Origin of the sequence: Pseudomonas sp. R3-52-08 (genome assembly GCF_003851745.1) — a bacterium.
Lineage (GTDB): Bacteria > Pseudomonadota > Gammaproteobacteria > Pseudomonadales > Pseudomonadaceae > Aquipseudomonas.
Genome location: NZ_CP027730.1, coordinates 1648500 through 1662993, shown reverse-complemented (window position 1 = coordinate 1662993; position 14494 = coordinate 1648500). Strand labels below are relative to the sequence as shown.

Sequence of the window (14494 nt, the reverse complement as noted above, 5' to 3'; positions counted from 1 at the left end):
TTGATGGACCAAGATTGCAGCTATGTCAGAACCCACCCTGCTCAACCAAGAAATCCGCGACATGCTGATGGACTGCGGCCTGTTCGACCCGCTGCTACCGGAAGATTTTCATATCGCCGCGGGCTACTTCAATATCAGCAGCATTGCCCAGGATGAGGTGATTTTCCTCGAGGGCGATGCCGGCACCTTCATGTGCATCCTCCATAGCGGCCAGGTGGCGGTGCAGAAAACCAACCACGCGGGCCAACGCCTGACCATCGCCACCCTGCGCAGCGGCCGGGCTTTTGGCGAGATGGCGGTGCTCGACGGCGAACGGCGCTCGGCCAGCTGCATGGCGGCCACCGACTGTGTGCTGCTGAACCTGGGCAAGGACGCCCTGGAGAAAATGCTCAACGAAGCGCCCAGGGTAGCGGCCAAGATCATCCGCGCGATTGCCATCGCCCTGTCCAAGCGTTTGCGCATGGCTGACGGGCAATTACTGGCGCAACAGTTTTAACCGCCAGGCGTCTTCGGCTTGCTGTCGTTCTGCTGCAGGCCCGGCACGGTCTGGTCCTTGGGCGGCGCCGGCAGCACGATGGGTACCAGAGGCGGCGAGCCGTTGGTCTTGGGCACGACGGGCGGCGTGAGCTGCGGGTACAACGTGGGCGTTGGCGTGCCCGGCGCGCCGGGGGTGGGTGCGGGGGCGACCGGTACGGTTTGCGACTCCTGTGCCTGCGCCGCACCCAATGTGAGCGCGCCCAGCACAATGACCGTTAGAATGCTGCACTTCATCGATGGCTCCATGGCCTGACCGGAATGTCGTAAGGCTACTCCCAACCGCGCAAGAATGCCCTTCCCAATGAGATTTCCATGAAACGTTTCGTTCTGCTGGACACCACTCCGATCCCCGACAACGGCGGTGCCTTGTGCCTGTTCGAATATGGCGAGGATTTCGTCATCAAGATCCAGGGCGGCGACGGTGGCCAGTTGATGAACACGCGCATGCACGGTTCCGAAGACGCCCTGGCGGAAATTCCGTGCCGCAAGGTCGCGGGGCGCCCAGGCTCTCGGGTGCTGATCGGCGGCCTGGGCATGGGATTCACTCTCGCCTCGGCGCTCAAGCACTTGGGCAAGAGCGCCGAAGTGGTGGTGGCGGAATTGGTCCCGGGCGTGGTGGAGTGGAATCGTGGGCCGCTGGGCGAAAAGTCCGGCCGCCCTTTGCTTGACCCGCGCACGGTGATCCGCCTGGAAGACGTGGCCAAGGTGTTGCAAGCCGAGCCCCAGGGCTTTGATGCGATCATGCTCGACGTCGATAATGGCCCTGAAGGCCTCACGCAGAAGGCCAACAGCTGGCTGTATTCTGCCGGCGGCCTGGCCGCCTGCGCCAAGGCGCTGCGCCCCAAGGGCGTGCTGGCGGTGTGGTCAGCCAGCGCCGACAAACTGTTCAGCGACAAACTGCGCAAGGCCGGTTTCAAGGCCGAGGAAGTGCAGGTGTTTGCCCACGGCAACAAGGGCACGCGGCATACCATCTGGATTGCGGAAAAGCTCAAGGGCTAATTGCGCTGTGATTAGCTAGAATCAACCTGTCCGTGACCACCCAATAGCCAGGAGCCATGATGAGCTCGACCAATCCGCCCTCCCACACCGCCAAGCTGGACCGCATCCTCGCCGACGCCCAGCGCGACCGGGAAATGGGCTACCGCGACAAAGCCCTGAAAATGTACCCTCACGTGTGCGGCCGCTGCGCTCGTGAGTTCGCCGGCAAGCGCCTGAGTGAACTGACCGTGCACCACCGCAACCACAATCATGACGACAACCCCCAGGACGGCTCCAACTGGGAATTGCTCTGCCTGTACTGCCATGACAACGAACATTCGCGCTATACCGACCAGCAGTATTTCGGCGAAGGCTCCACCAGCAGCCCGACGATTGCCAAGGCCACGCACAACCCGTTTGCGGCGTTGGCGGGGTTGATGAAGAAAGGCAGTTGAAAGCTACAAGCTGCAAGCTGCAAGAAAAAGCCGCCTGCTTTTACTTGCAGCTTGCAGCTTGCCGCTATAATGCTGCCTTTTTAAAGGCACCCCCGTGGGCAATAAACGCTACAGCTGCATCGGCCTGTACAACCCCAAATCCCCTGAAAACGTCGGCTCGGTGATGCGCGCCGCCGGCTGCTACGGTGTGGCTTCGGTGTTCTATACCGGCGTGCGTTACGAGCGCGCGCGGGACTTCATCACCGACACCAAGAAGGTTCACCACGACATTCCGCTGATCGGCATCGATGACCTGAAGAAGATTCTGCCCCTGGGCTGTATCCCCGTCGCCGTGGAACTGGTGGAAGGCGCCCGCCCGCTGCCCGAATACACCCACCCCGACCGCGCGCTGTATGTCTTCGGCCCGGAAGACGGCTCGCTGGATAAAGACATTCGCGACTGGTGCGAAGACGTCGTCTACATTCCGACCACCGGCTGCATGAACCTTGCCGCCACCGTCAACGTGGTGCTCTACGACCGCCTGGCCAAGGGCAACAACACCCGCTCGGGCCCCAAGTACTGAAATATCGGGAACATCCGGCCCTCGAGAACAGTCAGCTACTTACACTTGCCTTTGTAGGAGACAGACCATGAGCGACAGCAAAACCCTGCGACCTTTCATCGAACATCAGCAGCCTGAAGCCCCGCGTACACAGAACGTGCACGGCTGGGAGCGCATCGGCTCGGTGGCCGGCGGCGTGATGATGGTAGGCAAAGGCCTGCGCCGTGGCGGGCTCTTCGGGCTGATCCAGGTGGCGATTGGTGGCGTGGCGCTGGCTCGGGGTTTCACCGGGCACAGTTCGCTCAAGGACAAGCTGGAGCAAGGCCGCCAGGAAATGAACAGCGTCCGCACGAAAATCGAGCGCGCTGGCGCGGAGCTGCAGAACTTGAAAACCAAGGCTGAAGTGGCGGCTGAAAAGGCCGTTAAAACCACTGGCTGATCCCGGCTATAGATCTGCTGGAGATTCAAATGTGGGAGGGGGCTTGCTCCCGATAGCAGAGTGTCAGTCACCGCATCCAATGACTGAACCACCGCTATCGGGGGCAAGCCCCCTCCCACATTTTGCTTTGTGCAGGGCTGTGGCTCAGCGTAATAACTTGCTGTCGAGTACCACCGACGACTCACCAATGATGCGCTCGGCCAACTGCACAAACTCCGGTGTCGTAATGCTATCGGCCCGCATCACCGCCTGCGCCAGGTCATCCAGCGAGCGCTTGTTATGGGTTTTCACGCGAATCTCTCGGTCCAGCTCCTGCAACACCACCACGGCCCGTGACACCGTCGCGCCGCTGACGTGCTCCCCACGCAAGCGCGTCACGTCCTTGCCCTCTTTCGCCAGGCGCGCCTGTATCGCTTGATACCGCTCATCGGTGATGCCCCCGGCGCGGCGTACCAGTTCAATGGCGTAGTAGCCGGCCAGGCCTTCGCTGATCCAGTCACTGCTGTCGTGGTCATTGAAGCGGGCGATGGCCTGCACCACTTCGCGGATCAACGGGCTGCTGCCGTCTTCGCTGACCAGCGGCGTGCGGCTGTTGAGGTAGATCGAGTCACGCGCCGAAACTGCGCCACGGCGCATCGGATCGCTGGCGCCCACCACCAGCAATTTGGCCGGGTGGCGCGGGAATGCGGCTTCCACCTGCGGCCACACGAAAGTCAGCAGCGTCAGCACATCCATACGCCGCATGCCCTGGCCCTTGGGCGAGGTCACGGTGACCTCGGTTTCCCCCAGGCGCATGCGGCGGCTGCCCAGGTTACCGGCGAGCATCCAGCCGGTGGGGCGGTCGAACAGGCGGGATACGTTGTCGATGCGAAACCGGTTCTTGCCGATACGCGGCCAAGCGGTCTCGACGCTTTTCCAACCCGGCGGCAGTTCGAACATCAGCCGCGCGACCAACTCCACCCCGTCCTGCTGGTCCAGCCGTGCGGCGGGCACCAGGTCATCGCCACGAAACAGCGCCCAGCCTGGCGTCATCCGCGTTTCATAGCTGCCCGGCTTGCGCGCCTGGGTGAGGCGTACGCGGTAGGTCAGGCTGGCCTTGTCGGCGCCGGGTTGCCAGTGGCCACGATGGCCAGTGACTTTCCATTGCCCATCGGCCTTGAAGTCGCTGTAGTCGCCGTCCTGGCCCAGGTCAAAATCCAGGCTGCGCACGGCGGAACCCTGGGACAGGCTCACGCGCACCTCGGCCTGATCGCTCTGGGGCAGGAGTTTGACGTGGTAATCCAGGTCGACTTTCTTGGCGGCCCACGCCGGCATGCTCAGCGCCAGCAACACGGCAGCGGTCGCCAGCTTGAATCCCACCCTCATACACATTCCTCGTTCAACCTGCGCGGAAGATCAGGTAATCCTCCCAGTCGTCCTCTGGCACGCTGCCTTCGCTGAGCATGCGCCCGGACTGGGAAATGCGTTCGTGGTGCACGGCGTCGCGGTCGCCACAGACCAGGTGGTGCCACAGCGGCAAATCCTTGCGCTCGCTGACCAGGCGATAGCCGCAGGTGGGCGGCAGCCATTTGAACTGGTCGGCCTGGCCGGGTGTGAGCTGGATGCAGTCGGGCACCGACGCGCGACGGTTGGGATAGTCGGTGCACTGGCAGGTTTTCAGGTCCAGCAGTTTGCAGGCGATGCGGGTGTAATAGACGCTGTTGTCGTCTTCATCCTCAAGCTTTTGCAGGCAGCACAGGCCACAGCCGTCGCACAACGACTCCCATTCCTCCTGGTCGAGGTGTTCGAGGGTTTTGCGTATCCAGAAAGGTTCGACTTTGGCGGCCATGGCTCTGCATCAGTATCGGTAGGTGAAAAGGCCGCCAGTCTAGTGCCCAAGCCCCCTGGGGCCAAGCGCTGTCGACTGGCGGTGTAACAACACTTGTCAGTCTAGTAGCGGCGCAGTAGTTTTGAGCGCCGAATCGACGATCAGGAACTGCTTATGACCCGTGTTGCCGACTACCCGATCCACCCCCAGTTTATCGACCGCTGGTCGCCGCGCGCCTTTACCGGCGAGAGCATTCCTCAGGAAACCCTGCTGAGCTTCTTCGAAGCGGCGCGTTGGGCCCCTTCGGCGTACAACTCGCAGCCATGGCGTTTTCTCTATGCCCGTCGTGACACGCCGGATTGGCAGCGTTTCCTGGGCCTGCTCAATGAATTCAACCAGGGCTGGGCGCAGCATGCGTCGGCGCTGGTGATCATCGCCTCGAAAACCGACTTCATCGCCCCCGGTGCCAAGGAAGAAACCCCGGCCTTGTGGCACACCTTCGACACCGGCGCCGCCTGGGGTCACCTGGCCCTGCAAGCCAGCCTGAGCGGCTGGCACACCCACGGCATGGCCGGCTTCGATCAGGAGCTGACCCGCAAAGAGCTGAAGATTCCAGAAGGGTATGCACTGCATGCCGCCGTGGCCATCGGCAAGCTGGGGGATAAATCGAGCCTGCCGGAGTACCTGCAAGGGCGTGAGGCGCCGAGCCCGCGCAAGCCGCTGAGCGAGCTTGTTTCGGAGGGTGATTTCAGTCTCTGAAATGTGGGAGGGGGCTTGCCCCCGATGGCGGAGTGTCAGCCGGCTAATGTACTGACTGGCCCACCGCTATCGGGGGCAAGCCCCCTCCCACATTTGTACTGCTGCGGTTCAGTAACCGCGCTCGAAATCCACTTCGCCGCGCAGTCCTTGCTTGGCTTGATAGGCACGCACGTTCTGCACGAACAGCTCCACCATCATCGACGGCGAGGTCGGCGCCGAGCTGTGCCCGGTCAACAATAAGCCCCACGCCGTCCAGAACGGGTGGCGCTGCGGCAGCGGTTCCTGGCGACATACATCGATCACCGCTCCAGCCAGGTGCCCTTCTTTCAGGGCTTCGACCAGATCGGCATCGACCACCGCCACGCCGCGCCCGACGTTGATAAACAGCCCGGTCGGCTTGAATTGCTTGAACAGGGCCGCGTCGTACAGATCATGGGTTTCGGGGGTGTTGGGCAGCAGGTTGATCACATAATCCACCTCGCCCACCAGCCGGCCCAATTGATCGAGCCCGGCGACTTCAATAAATGGCGCCTGCTCGCGGGCCTGGCTGGCGATGCCATACAGCTTGACGCCGAACGGCAGCAGGAACTGCGCCACGCTCTGGCCAATATCGCCGGTACCGACGACCAGCACCTTGCGCCCCGCCAGGCTCTGGCCCAAGCGGTTGTCCCACTTGCGCTCGACCTGGCTGACCAGCCGCGCCAGCACTTCACGTTCGTGACCGAGCATGTAGGTCAGGATGAATTCGGCCATGACCTGGCCAAAGATACCGACCGCACGGGTCAGGCGATAATCACGCGGCAGGCCTTCAGCCAGCAGCGGCGTGATGCCGGCCCAGGTCGATTGCAGCCATTGCGGGTGATGGCCCTGGCGCAACAGCGTCGCCAGCAGGTCCGGCTGGCCCAGCCACACCGGGCAATCGGCGGCCAGGCGCGAGAGTTCGGCCGAGTCGCCGCTGGTCAGCACCTCGAGGTCGGGCGCGGCTTCGCGAAGCAATTGGGCGTAGAGCGGGTGATCCTGTTCAGCAATCAGAACACGCATGGTTCAAACCTTTCAAAAACAGTGCAGACGGCCGCCCGCATCCTTACGGCCAGCGCCAACTCAATACGATTGCGTTGAAGAATGTGCCCGGCACCGGGCACCCACCGATCACATCGGGTCGTTGCGTCGCAGCAGCTCTTCGGGCAAGTGTTCGATGTACTCGTCCTCGGCCGGCGGCATTTGCAGGTGGTAGCCCTGCTTGTCGAGGTTTTCCAGGACCACGACGATGTCTTCGCGCGACAGCTTGCGCTGCGGTGTCAGCACCATGTCGAACGCGTGATGCGGCTTGCCGAAGGCCACCATCAACGGCTCCGGCACCCGCTCCAGGGCGTCACTTTTGAGGACGTAGAGGTACATGCCGTCTTTTTTCAAGCTGCGATAAATGGAGCAGATACGTTTCAAGGCTGTTCTCCGGCAGTGGCCAGGCTGTCGAGCAGCGCCTGGCCCATCAACTCGCGGCGCCAGCCACGCAGCGAGTCTGGCAATTGGTAAGGCCCATCGGGGTAGCCACTTTTAACCAGGGCTTCGAGGGTTTTCTTGCGCAGCATCAGCTCCGGGGCCATGTCCAGGCGTTCGGCTTCAGCCTGGCCCAGGGCGCGCAGTTGCTTGATCAGCGCGGCGGCGTCGACCGGCAGCGGTTCAGGCACCGCAGGCGGCCATTGGTCCATGGGCACGCTGCCCGCACGCTTGATCAGGTCGAGCAGGAACTGGCCGTCCTGACGCACGGTGCGCGGGTGCATGTCTTCGATCTTGCCCAGGGCGGCGAGGTTATCCGGCTGGGATTTGGCCAGGGGCCATAATGAGTGTTCACGGATGATGCGGTTGCGCGGCAGGTCACGGGCACGGGCCTGCTGTTCGCGCCAGGCGCACAGTTCACGCAGTACGGCGAGTTGGGCGCGCGACAGCTTCCACGCCAGCTTGGCGTCGCGGTACACCTCGTACGGGTCGACTTCGCGACGCAGGTTGGCCACCAGTTCGGCACCGTCTTCCAGCACCCAGGCGTACTTGTCATCCGACAGACGCGGGCGCAGGCGGATATACACCTCGGCCAGGTGCACGGCGTCTTCGGCGGCGTAGCTCACCTGGGTTTCGGACAATGGCCGCTGCAGCCAGTCCGAGCGCGTCTCGCCCTTGGGCAGGTCGATATCGAGTACCGCTTGCACCAGGCGCGAGTAACCCATGGAGAAACCCAGGTTCAGGTAAGCCGCAGCCAATTGGGTGTCGAACAACGGCGCCGGCAGGCTGCCGGTCAGGCGCAACAGCACTTCCAGGTCTTCGCTGCAGGCGTGTACCACCTTGATCACGCCTGGGTCTTCCAGCAAGGCGGCCAAGGGTTGCCAGTTGTCGATGGTCAGCGGATCGATCAGGTAAGCGCGCACACCATCACCGATCTGGATCAGCCCGGCAATGGGATAGAAGGTGTCGACCCGCATGAATTCGGTGTCGAGGGCGACGAATGGCAACTGCTGCCATTCGGCGCAATGCTGGCCGAGGCTATCGTTGTCGCAGATCCAGTGAATATCGATGGCCACACGGCTCTCCCTTGAAGAATGGCGCGCAGTATATATCGCGAAAGGGGCTTGCGAGCATCCGCAGTGCACAGGCAACCATGAAAACTCAGACAGGAGACGGCGAATAATCCGACAGGCGGGAGTTATCCCCTCTTACGCAGGACGTAGACACACCAGAGCTTGGAGCCAGGCAGGAACTCCCGGTGGTTCAAAACCTTGAAGCCCGCCTGGCGGAACTCCTCCTCAACCGGCGTACGCGCGTCCACGGATACAATCACGGTATCGCGACTGACCCGGTGAAATTCGCGCAGCAACACCAGGCGCACCTCGGTGCTGGGCACATGGCGAAACAACTCCAGGCAGAAGATGCAATCCACCGCATTCGCTGAGAGGCCGATGGAAAACGCCGAGCCGGGGAATGTCTTGACGCGTTTGAGCAGCGCCGCCGGATGGTGGGTGCGGGCATGGTCGAGCATTTGCTGGGAATTGTCCGACGCCAGGATCACCCGATTGACGTGCTCGCCCAGCACCGGCCAGAACCGCCCGGAGCCGCAGGCCAGGTCCAGGATCAACCCCGGCTCCCCGGCGACCTTCAACGCATGGCGCACCAACCGCGCATCGCGCCATGCGGCCAGGCGCTGCAACAGCCCGGGCGGACGAGTATCACCGCAGACCCTGGCATGCTCACGGTCATGGCGCTCGGTGAATTCGGTCTCGATGGAGGATGGAGGCTGTGACGACATCGCGGGCTCATGTGGCTATAACGGAAGTAGAACGACCTTGGTCCGCAGCTTAACCACTGCAACGTGAAAAAAAGGTCGAAAGCCCGCCGGGTCTTCCGTTGAAGATTCGGGACGCCATTCCATTGGGCTAAACCGCCGGCGCAGCTTGTTCCCCTGCCCCGCGCTGTCAATAATGACCACCCGACCTGCCCCAAGGATTCGACCGCATGAAAGCACCTCTAGCCCTGTGTGTACTGGCGAGCATGGCAACCACCGCCCTGGCCGATACCAGCGCGTCTCGCCTGGATGAGGTCATCGAGCGTGGCACGCTGACGGTGTGCACCACCGGCGACTACATGCCCTACACCTCGCTGCGTGCCGATGGCCACTATCAAGGCATTGATATCGCCATGGCCGAATCCCTGGCCAAGAGCCTCAACGCGACGATCACCTGGGTGCCCACCACCTGGAAAACCCTGATGCCGGATTTTCTGGCGCAACGCTGCGACATTGCCGTGGGCGGGATTTCGGTGTCATTGGAACGCCAGAAAAAAGCCTTCTTCAGCCAGCCGCTCGGCGTCGACGGCAAGATCCCGCTGGTGCGCTGCGCCGACGTGCAGCGCTACCAGAGCGTCGAACAGATCAACCAGCCTCAGGTGCGGGTGATCGAGCCGGCGGGTGGCACCAACGAAGTGTTTGCCCGCACCCACCTGGGCCAGGCGCAGATACGCCTGCACGATAACGTGACGATTTTTGACGAACTGCTGGCGGGCAAGGCCGACGTGATGATCACCGACGCCAGCGAAGCGCGGTACCAGCAAAAGCAAAAACCGGGGCTGTGCGCGGTCAACCCCGAGCGGCAGATGCAGTACAGCCAGAAAGCCTTCCTGCTGCCGCGCGATGACGTGGCCTGGAAAAGCTACGTCGACCAATGGTTGCACCTGAGCGTGGCGACCGGGGTGTATGACGGCATTGTCAGTCAGTGGCTGGCGGCGCCTTGATCAGCTTGCGCCACGATTCCCTCGCCGACCGTCTACGCTCTTGTCATTCCAACAAAATCGAGGGATGGATAAATGAACACACTGTTGCGATTCACCTGGCTGTTGCTGTTGTGCTGTAGCCAGGTGCACGCCGCCACGGCCCAGGATGCGGAGGCCCAGGCGGCCAAGGCGCTGCTGGAAAAAGCCCTGGCGTACTACCAGAGCAACGGTGACAAGGCATTGGCCGCTTTCAGCCGCCAAGGTGAGTTCATCGACCAGGACCGCTACGTATTCGTGGTCGATACCAAAGGCGTGCTGCTGGCCAGTGGCGGCCCCTCTTCGGCCCTGATCGGTCGAGACGTGTCCGAGGTACTTGGGCCTGATCTGCAGGCTTCGTTCAAGCAAGCGATCAGCGCGCCCGAAGGCCAGGGTATCCAGCAGGCCGATTACCGCTGGGAGAACTGGAATGACGGCAAGGTCGAGCATAAGCACGTGTTTTACCAGCGCGTGGGCGAGCGCATCCTGGCGGTCGGCTATTACCTGCCACGGGCTACGCCGGAACAGGCACGGGCGCTGCGCAACAAAGCGGTGAACGCGCTGGTGAAGGATGAAGCGGGGACGCTCAAGGCGATCAACTCATTACAGGGTGGTTTCCTGCAGGACGATCTCTACGTGTTCGTGGTGGACCTGGATACGCGGCGCTATGTGGCGCATGGCACCACCCTGCGCTTGATCAATACGGATTTTGCCAAGGTCAAGGACCCGGATGGGAAGCCTGTGGGTGAGCCGATTCTTCAGCTGATGACTGAGCAGGATCAGGGGGAGTACAAATATCGGTGGAAGAATCCGGTGACGGGGAGGGTTGAGAATAAGCATGCTTATTTGCGTAAGGCTGGGCGGTTTATGGTGGCGGTGGGGTATTACAGTCCCTGACTGGGGGGCACGTTTTTTCGTGGCGGCCTCTGGGCCGACCAAGTAGTGAGTTTTATTGAGTACATATCCGTTATTCAGGTAACGGCGGCTTAGGGTTCCGCCCTTACGGCGGGTCACTTTGGAAAAGCCCCAAAGTAACCAAAGGGCTCTTGCCCCACCACTCGGCACCTCGCCTAGGCTCGGTGTGCCCGTAATCCGACAGGGATTTGGGGGGCCGCCGCCACGCGCCATCCATGGCGCGGGGCGGCTAAACCGGCGTCCTGCCGGTTTACCCCCCAAATCCCTATCGAATTCCGGCCAGCGTGGTTTAACGGGGCGCTTAAGATCAAAATCAAAATCAAAAGCAAAAGCGAGGCGGCCTTCGAGCCGACCTAATCATTGAAGCGTGCGCGGTGTGGCTTCTACTTCCTCAGACGCTGACGAAGTCAGCAATCTTTTGATCTTGCTCTTGCTCTTGCTTTGGATCTTGATCTCAGTCGCCCCGTTAACCACGCTGGCCGAACGCAGGCTTGAATCCGTGGGTAACCCGGCAGGACGCCGGGTTAGCCGCCCTGCGCCATGGATGGCGCATGGCGGCGGCCCACGGATTCAAGCCGGAGTGAGGGCACACCGAGCCCAAGCGAGGTGCCGAGTGGTGGGGCGAGGACCTTTTGGTTACTTTTGGGTCCTTCCAAAAGTGACCCGCTGTTGAACTGCCCCCCGAATGTTGGACATCTGACCCCACGGGAGGGTGTTCCATGACGAAATACAACCTAGCACTCAAGCAATCACTGATTGAAGAGTGCCTGTCTGCCAGTAGCGTTCATGAGGTGGCCCTCAAGCATGGCTTGAGTCCATCGCTGCTGCGGCGCTGGGTCAAGGGTTTTGAAAAGCACGGCGCCTCTGGCTTGATTGCCAAGTACAGCCATTACGATGCCCAGTTTAAATTGAAGGTTTTGCAGTGCATCGAACAAGACGGACTGTCGGACCAACAGGCCTGTATACGGTTTGATATCCGTGGTCCAAGTAGTACCAGGCAGTGGCGAAAGCTGTACGATGAAGGCGGTGTAAGAGCACTACAACCGCATCGTCTTAAAGAGCCCAGCATGCCCCGCAAACCTTCCAGGCAACCCAAAGCAAGTCCTGCTCTTCCTGCGGACGCAGGACTGACCCCTGAACAAATGCTCGCAGAACTGGCCTATCTGCGCGCGGAGAATGCCTATCTAAAAAAGCTCGATGCCTTAATCCAAGCGGATCCCCGTACTGCGCAGCTAAAAAAACGCAGGTCGTCCAAGGATTGAGGCATGAGCATCCACTTGCTCTGTTGCTACGTGCTGCGGGACTTGCACGCAGCACCTTCTATTACCAAAGCAAAACACTGCTAACCGACAAGCATGCCGACCTTAAAGATCGCATCCGCAGCGTCTATCACGGGCATAAGGGGCGTTACGGCTACCGCCGCATTACCGTGACCCTTGGAAACAGTGGTGAGTTGATCAATCACAAGAAGGTGCACCGGCTGATGCAGATGATGGGCCTCAAGTCGCTGGTCAAAGTGAAGAAATATCGTTCTTACCGAGGTGCTGAAGGGCTTGTTGCGCCCGATCTGCTAAAGCGAGAATTCAAGGCAGAAGCCCCTAACCAGAAATGGACAACCGACGTGACGGAGTTCAAGGTGAACGGGCAAAAGCTGTTTCTCTCGCCTCTCATGGATTTGTACAACGGCGAGATCCTGGCTTACCAGATCAACCGACGTCCCGAATTCAGTATGGTTTCGATGATGCTGGAAAAAGCCTTCGGGCGACTGAGTCGAGATGAAAAACCAATACTGCACTCTGACCAGGGTTGGCAGTACAGACAGCCTACCTACCGACACATGCTGGCCGAAAAGGGCATCGAGCAGAGCATGTCTCGCAAGGGTAATTGCTTGGACAATGCCGCCATGGAAAGCTTTTTCGGCACGCTCAAGAGCGAGTTTTTCTATCTGGAATCATTTGAGAGTGTGGAGCAGCTGGCATCAGGCATAGAGGATTACATCGCCTACTACAACCAAGACCGCATAAGCCTCAGACTGAATGGCTTGAGTCCGGTACAGTTTCGGACCCAGGCACTAAATCAATAGCGTCTCCCGTCCAACTTTTGGGGGGCAGTTCATGTAAGAGCGGAACCATAAGCCGCCGTTACCTAAATAACGGATATGTACTCAGTCACCCCCAACGACCTGGTCGGCCCAGAGGCCGCCACGCCCCCAACCCCTCAGCGCTTATCCCCAAGCCCCCGCAACACCCGATCCGGCATCCCCACCGCCGCCGCCAACCCCAACAACGACACCCCCGCACTCACCATCAACAAATGCCGAAACGTCACCGCCAACTCCCCCCGCAACGCATCCCGCGCCGCCCCAGGCGCAGCGTTAAGCCCATCAAGCAGCACATTGCCAGAGCCCCCCTCGCCCACCAACGCACCACTGGCCAAATGAACAAAACTCCCATCCTGCAACAACGCCAACAGCAACGCCGACATACACGCCACCCCCACCGCCCCACCCAGGGAGCGGAACAGGTTAGTCGTACTTGTCGCCACGCCAATATCACGCTGCTCCACCGAATTCTGCGTCCCCACCAGCGACGTCGGAAACTGCATCCCCGCAGCAATCCCGCACAGCAGCATGAACAATGACGTCAGCCCGACTGCCTCAGGCGCGCTGTAGGCCATGCCGAAAATCGCCAGGGGGCTCAACACCGCGCCACTGAGGATCATCGGTTTATAGCGGCCCGTCACCGAAGTCCTACGCCCGGCGAAATAGGCGCCCATCGGCAACCCCATCGCCAGGGGCAGCAGGTGCAGGGCCGCGCTGTCGGCACCGGCGCCGGTCACGGTCTGGTAACGCAGCGGCATCAGCACGGTCAGGGAAATCGCCTGGAAGCTGGTGATGAAAATCGTGCACCAGCACAACACCGCGCTGCGGTTGACGAACAGGTGCATGGGCAACAACGGCTCCGGCGCGCGGCGTTCATGCCATACGAACACGCTCAACGCCAACAGCGCACAGGCCAGCAGCCCGAGCACTTGATCGTCACGCCAGGCATGGCCCTGGCCGATTTGCGTGATACCGAGCAACAAAGCGGTCAAGCCGATGATCATCAGCACGGTGCCGAGGTAATCGATGATCGGCTTGCGTTGCGGCACCGGCAACCCCACGAGGGTGCGATGGGCCACGTACCAGGCAACTGCGCCCAACGGCAGGTTGATCAGGAACACCCAGCGCCAGGACAGGTATTGGGTCATATAGCCGCCCAACACCGGCCCGGCGACGCTGGCTACTGCATACATGCTGCTGAAGTAGCCCTGGTAACGCCCACGCTCGCGGGGCGGGATGATGTCGCCGATGATCGCCTGGCTCACCGAGACCATCCCGCCGGCACCGATGCCCTGGAGAACCCGCGCCAGCACCAGTTGCTCCATGCTTTGCGCCATGCCACAGAACAGCGAGGCGACGGTGAACAGGCCCATGCCGATCAACATCATCGGCCGCCGCCCATACAGGTCGCCGAGTTTGCCGTAGATCGGCACCGCCACCGTCATCGCCACCATGTAGCCGGAGATCACCCAGGCCAGCAGGTTGACGTCATGAAATTGCGCAGAAATGGCCGGCATCGACACGGCGACGATGGTCTGGTCCAGCGCGCCGAGAAAGATCGCCAGCATCAGCGCGGCGAGGATGCTGCGCACGGCGGGAACGGTTGGAGTGGGCGGATTGAGAGCAGTCACGGCAGAACCTTCGAGCAGGGCCCGCAGGCAATGGCAGCTTG

17 protein-coding genes are annotated in these 14494 nt (G+C 61.3%); 9 read left to right on the top strand and 8 right to left on the bottom strand.

Annotated features, from left to right (window positions below; translation table 11 throughout):
• Positions 1–22 precede the first annotated feature (22 nt).
• A complete protein-coding gene (locus C4J91_RS07680) occupies positions 23–496 on the top strand; it encodes a cyclic nucleotide-binding domain-containing protein (protein ID WP_124361771.1) in 474 nt (157 codons plus the stop codon).
• Here C4J91_RS07680 and C4J91_RS07675 read toward each other — a convergent pair.
• The gene (locus C4J91_RS07675) at positions 493–771 is read right to left on the bottom strand and encodes a hypothetical protein (RefSeq protein WP_124361770.1); all 279 of its coding nucleotides are present in this window, start codon (positions 769–771) and stop codon (positions 493–495) included. The genes C4J91_RS07680 and C4J91_RS07675 overlap by 4 nt on opposite strands.
• A gap of 78 nt (positions 772–849) precedes the next feature.
• On the opposite strand from C4J91_RS07675, the gene C4J91_RS07670 reads away from it, so the two are divergent.
• The 4 genes from C4J91_RS07670 (at position 850) to C4J91_RS07655 (ending at position 2950) form a co-directional block, all read left to right on the top strand.
• Entirely contained in the window at positions 850–1536 is a 687-nt protein-coding gene (locus tag C4J91_RS07670; protein ID WP_058419598.1) for a spermidine synthase, read from the top strand.
• A 59-nt stretch (positions 1537–1595) separates the two neighbouring features.
• A complete protein-coding gene (locus C4J91_RS07665; RefSeq protein WP_124361769.1) occupies positions 1596–1970 on the top strand; it encodes a YajD family HNH nuclease in 375 nt (124 codons plus the stop codon).
• Positions 1971–2064: 94 nt separating this feature from the next.
• A complete protein-coding gene (locus tag C4J91_RS07660) occupies positions 2065–2532 on the top strand; it encodes an RNA methyltransferase (RefSeq protein WP_124361768.1) in 468 nt (155 codons plus the stop codon).
• 67 nt (positions 2533–2599) lie between these two features.
• Positions 2600–2950, top strand: a complete 351-nt coding sequence (locus tag C4J91_RS07655; RefSeq protein ID WP_124361767.1) for a DUF2892 domain-containing protein — start codon at positions 2600–2602, stop codon at positions 2948–2950.
• 144 nt (positions 2951–3094) lie between these two features.
• Here C4J91_RS07655 and C4J91_RS07650 read toward each other — a convergent pair whose 3' ends face one another.
• Both C4J91_RS07650 and C4J91_RS07645 read right to left on the bottom strand, forming a co-directional pair.
• Positions 3095–4315 (bottom strand): hypothetical protein, encoded by a 1221-nt coding sequence (locus C4J91_RS07650; RefSeq protein WP_124361766.1) that lies wholly within the window; start codon positions 4313–4315, stop codon positions 3095–3097.
• A gap of 13 nt (positions 4316–4328) precedes the next feature.
• Positions 4329–4778, bottom strand: a complete 450-nt coding sequence (locus C4J91_RS07645; protein ID WP_003172524.1) for a YcgN family cysteine cluster protein — start codon at positions 4776–4778, stop codon at positions 4329–4331.
• A gap of 153 nt (positions 4779–4931) precedes the next feature.
• Between C4J91_RS07645 and C4J91_RS07640 the strand changes: the two genes are divergently transcribed.
• Positions 4932–5516: a nitroreductase family protein gene (locus C4J91_RS07640; RefSeq protein ID WP_124361765.1), complete on the top strand. Its 585-nt coding sequence runs from the start codon at positions 4932–4934 to the stop codon at positions 5514–5516.
• A 108-nt stretch (positions 5517–5624) separates the two neighbouring features.
• Here C4J91_RS07640 and C4J91_RS07635 read toward each other — a convergent pair whose 3' ends face one another.
• From C4J91_RS07635 to C4J91_RS07620, 4 genes are all read right to left on the bottom strand, one after another.
• Positions 5625–6557: a D-2-hydroxyacid dehydrogenase gene (locus C4J91_RS07635; RefSeq protein WP_124361764.1), complete on the bottom strand. Its 933-nt coding sequence runs from the start codon at positions 6555–6557 to the stop codon at positions 5625–5627.
• Between the two features lie 108 nt (positions 6558–6665).
• The gene (locus C4J91_RS07630) at positions 6666–6959 is read right to left on the bottom strand and encodes a YcgL domain-containing protein (protein WP_124361763.1); all 294 of its coding nucleotides are present in this window, start codon (positions 6957–6959) and stop codon (positions 6666–6668) included.
• A complete protein-coding gene (rnd, locus tag C4J91_RS07625; RefSeq protein WP_124361762.1) occupies positions 6956–8089 on the bottom strand; it encodes a ribonuclease D in 1134 nt (377 codons plus the stop codon). The genes C4J91_RS07630 and rnd overlap by 4 nt, the downstream gene beginning before the upstream one ends.
• 122 nt (positions 8090–8211) lie before the next feature.
• Entirely contained in the window at positions 8212–8811 is a 600-nt protein-coding gene (locus C4J91_RS07620) for a class I SAM-dependent methyltransferase (protein ID WP_124361761.1), read from the bottom strand.
• Positions 8812–9017: 206 nt separating this feature from the next.
• On the opposite strand from C4J91_RS07620, the gene C4J91_RS07615 reads away from it, so the two are divergent.
• The 3 genes from C4J91_RS07615 to C4J91_RS07600 all read left to right on the top strand — a co-directional run bounded on the left by C4J91_RS07615 (position 9018) and on the right by C4J91_RS07600 (position 12804).
• A complete protein-coding gene (locus C4J91_RS07615; RefSeq protein ID WP_124361760.1) occupies positions 9018–9791 on the top strand; it encodes a transporter substrate-binding domain-containing protein in 774 nt (257 codons plus the stop codon).
• A gap of 72 nt (positions 9792–9863) precedes the next feature.
• Entirely contained in the window at positions 9864–10703 is an 840-nt protein-coding gene (locus C4J91_RS07610; protein WP_124361759.1) for a cache domain-containing protein, read from the top strand.
• A 737-nt stretch (positions 10704–11440) separates the two neighbouring features.
• Positions 11441–12804, top strand: a protein-coding gene (locus tag C4J91_RS07600; protein WP_124361758.1) for an IS3 family transposase whose coding sequence is annotated in 2 segments (ribosomal slippage) — positions 11441–11906 and positions 11906–12804 — 1365 coding nt in all. Because the reading frame shifts where the segments join, the coding sequence is not laid out codon by codon here.
• Between the two features lie 134 nt (positions 12805–12938).
• On the opposite strand, the gene C4J91_RS07595 is transcribed toward C4J91_RS07600, so the two are convergent.
• Positions 12939–14453, bottom strand: coding sequence for an MDR family MFS transporter (locus C4J91_RS07595; protein ID WP_256681667.1), 1515 nt, complete (start codon positions 14451–14453; stop codon positions 12939–12941).
• Positions 14454–14494 lie beyond the last annotated feature (41 nt).

Bases quoted from the DNA above. Each gene is read 5' to 3' on its own strand.
- C4J91_RS07680 (WP_124361771.1), top strand. From the start codon at position 23: ATGTCAGAACCCACCCTGCTCAACCAAGAAATCCGCGACATGCTGATG.
- C4J91_RS07675 (WP_124361770.1), bottom strand. From the start codon at position 771: ATGAAGTGCAGCATTCTAACGGTCATTGTGCTGGGCGCGCTCACATTG.
- C4J91_RS07670 (WP_058419598.1), top strand. From the start codon at position 850: ATGAAACGTTTCGTTCTGCTGGACACCACTCCGATCCCCGACAACGGC.
- C4J91_RS07665 (WP_124361769.1), top strand. From the start codon at position 1,596: ATGAGCTCGACCAATCCGCCCTCCCACACCGCCAAGCTGGACCGCATC.
- C4J91_RS07655 (WP_124361767.1), top strand. From the start codon at position 2,600: ATGAGCGACAGCAAAACCCTGCGACCTTTCATCGAACATCAGCAGCCT.
- C4J91_RS07650 (WP_124361766.1), bottom strand. From the start codon at position 4,315: ATGAGGGTGGGATTCAAGCTGGCGACCGCTGCCGTGTTGCTGGCGCTG.
- C4J91_RS07645 (WP_003172524.1), bottom strand. From the start codon at position 4,778: ATGGCCGCCAAAGTCGAACCTTTCTGGATACGCAAAACCCTCGAACAC.
- C4J91_RS07640 (WP_124361765.1), top strand. From the start codon at position 4,932: ATGACCCGTGTTGCCGACTACCCGATCCACCCCCAGTTTATCGACCGC.
- C4J91_RS07635 (WP_124361764.1), bottom strand. From the start codon at position 6,557: ATGCGTGTTCTGATTGCTGAACAGGATCACCCGCTCTACGCCCAATTG.
- C4J91_RS07620 (WP_124361761.1), bottom strand. From the start codon at position 8,811: ATGTCGTCACAGCCTCCATCCTCCATCGAGACCGAATTCACCGAGCGC.
- C4J91_RS07615 (WP_124361760.1), top strand. From the start codon at position 9,018: ATGAAAGCACCTCTAGCCCTGTGTGTACTGGCGAGCATGGCAACCACC.
- C4J91_RS07610 (WP_124361759.1), top strand. From the start codon at position 9,864: ATGAACACACTGTTGCGATTCACCTGGCTGTTGCTGTTGTGCTGTAGC.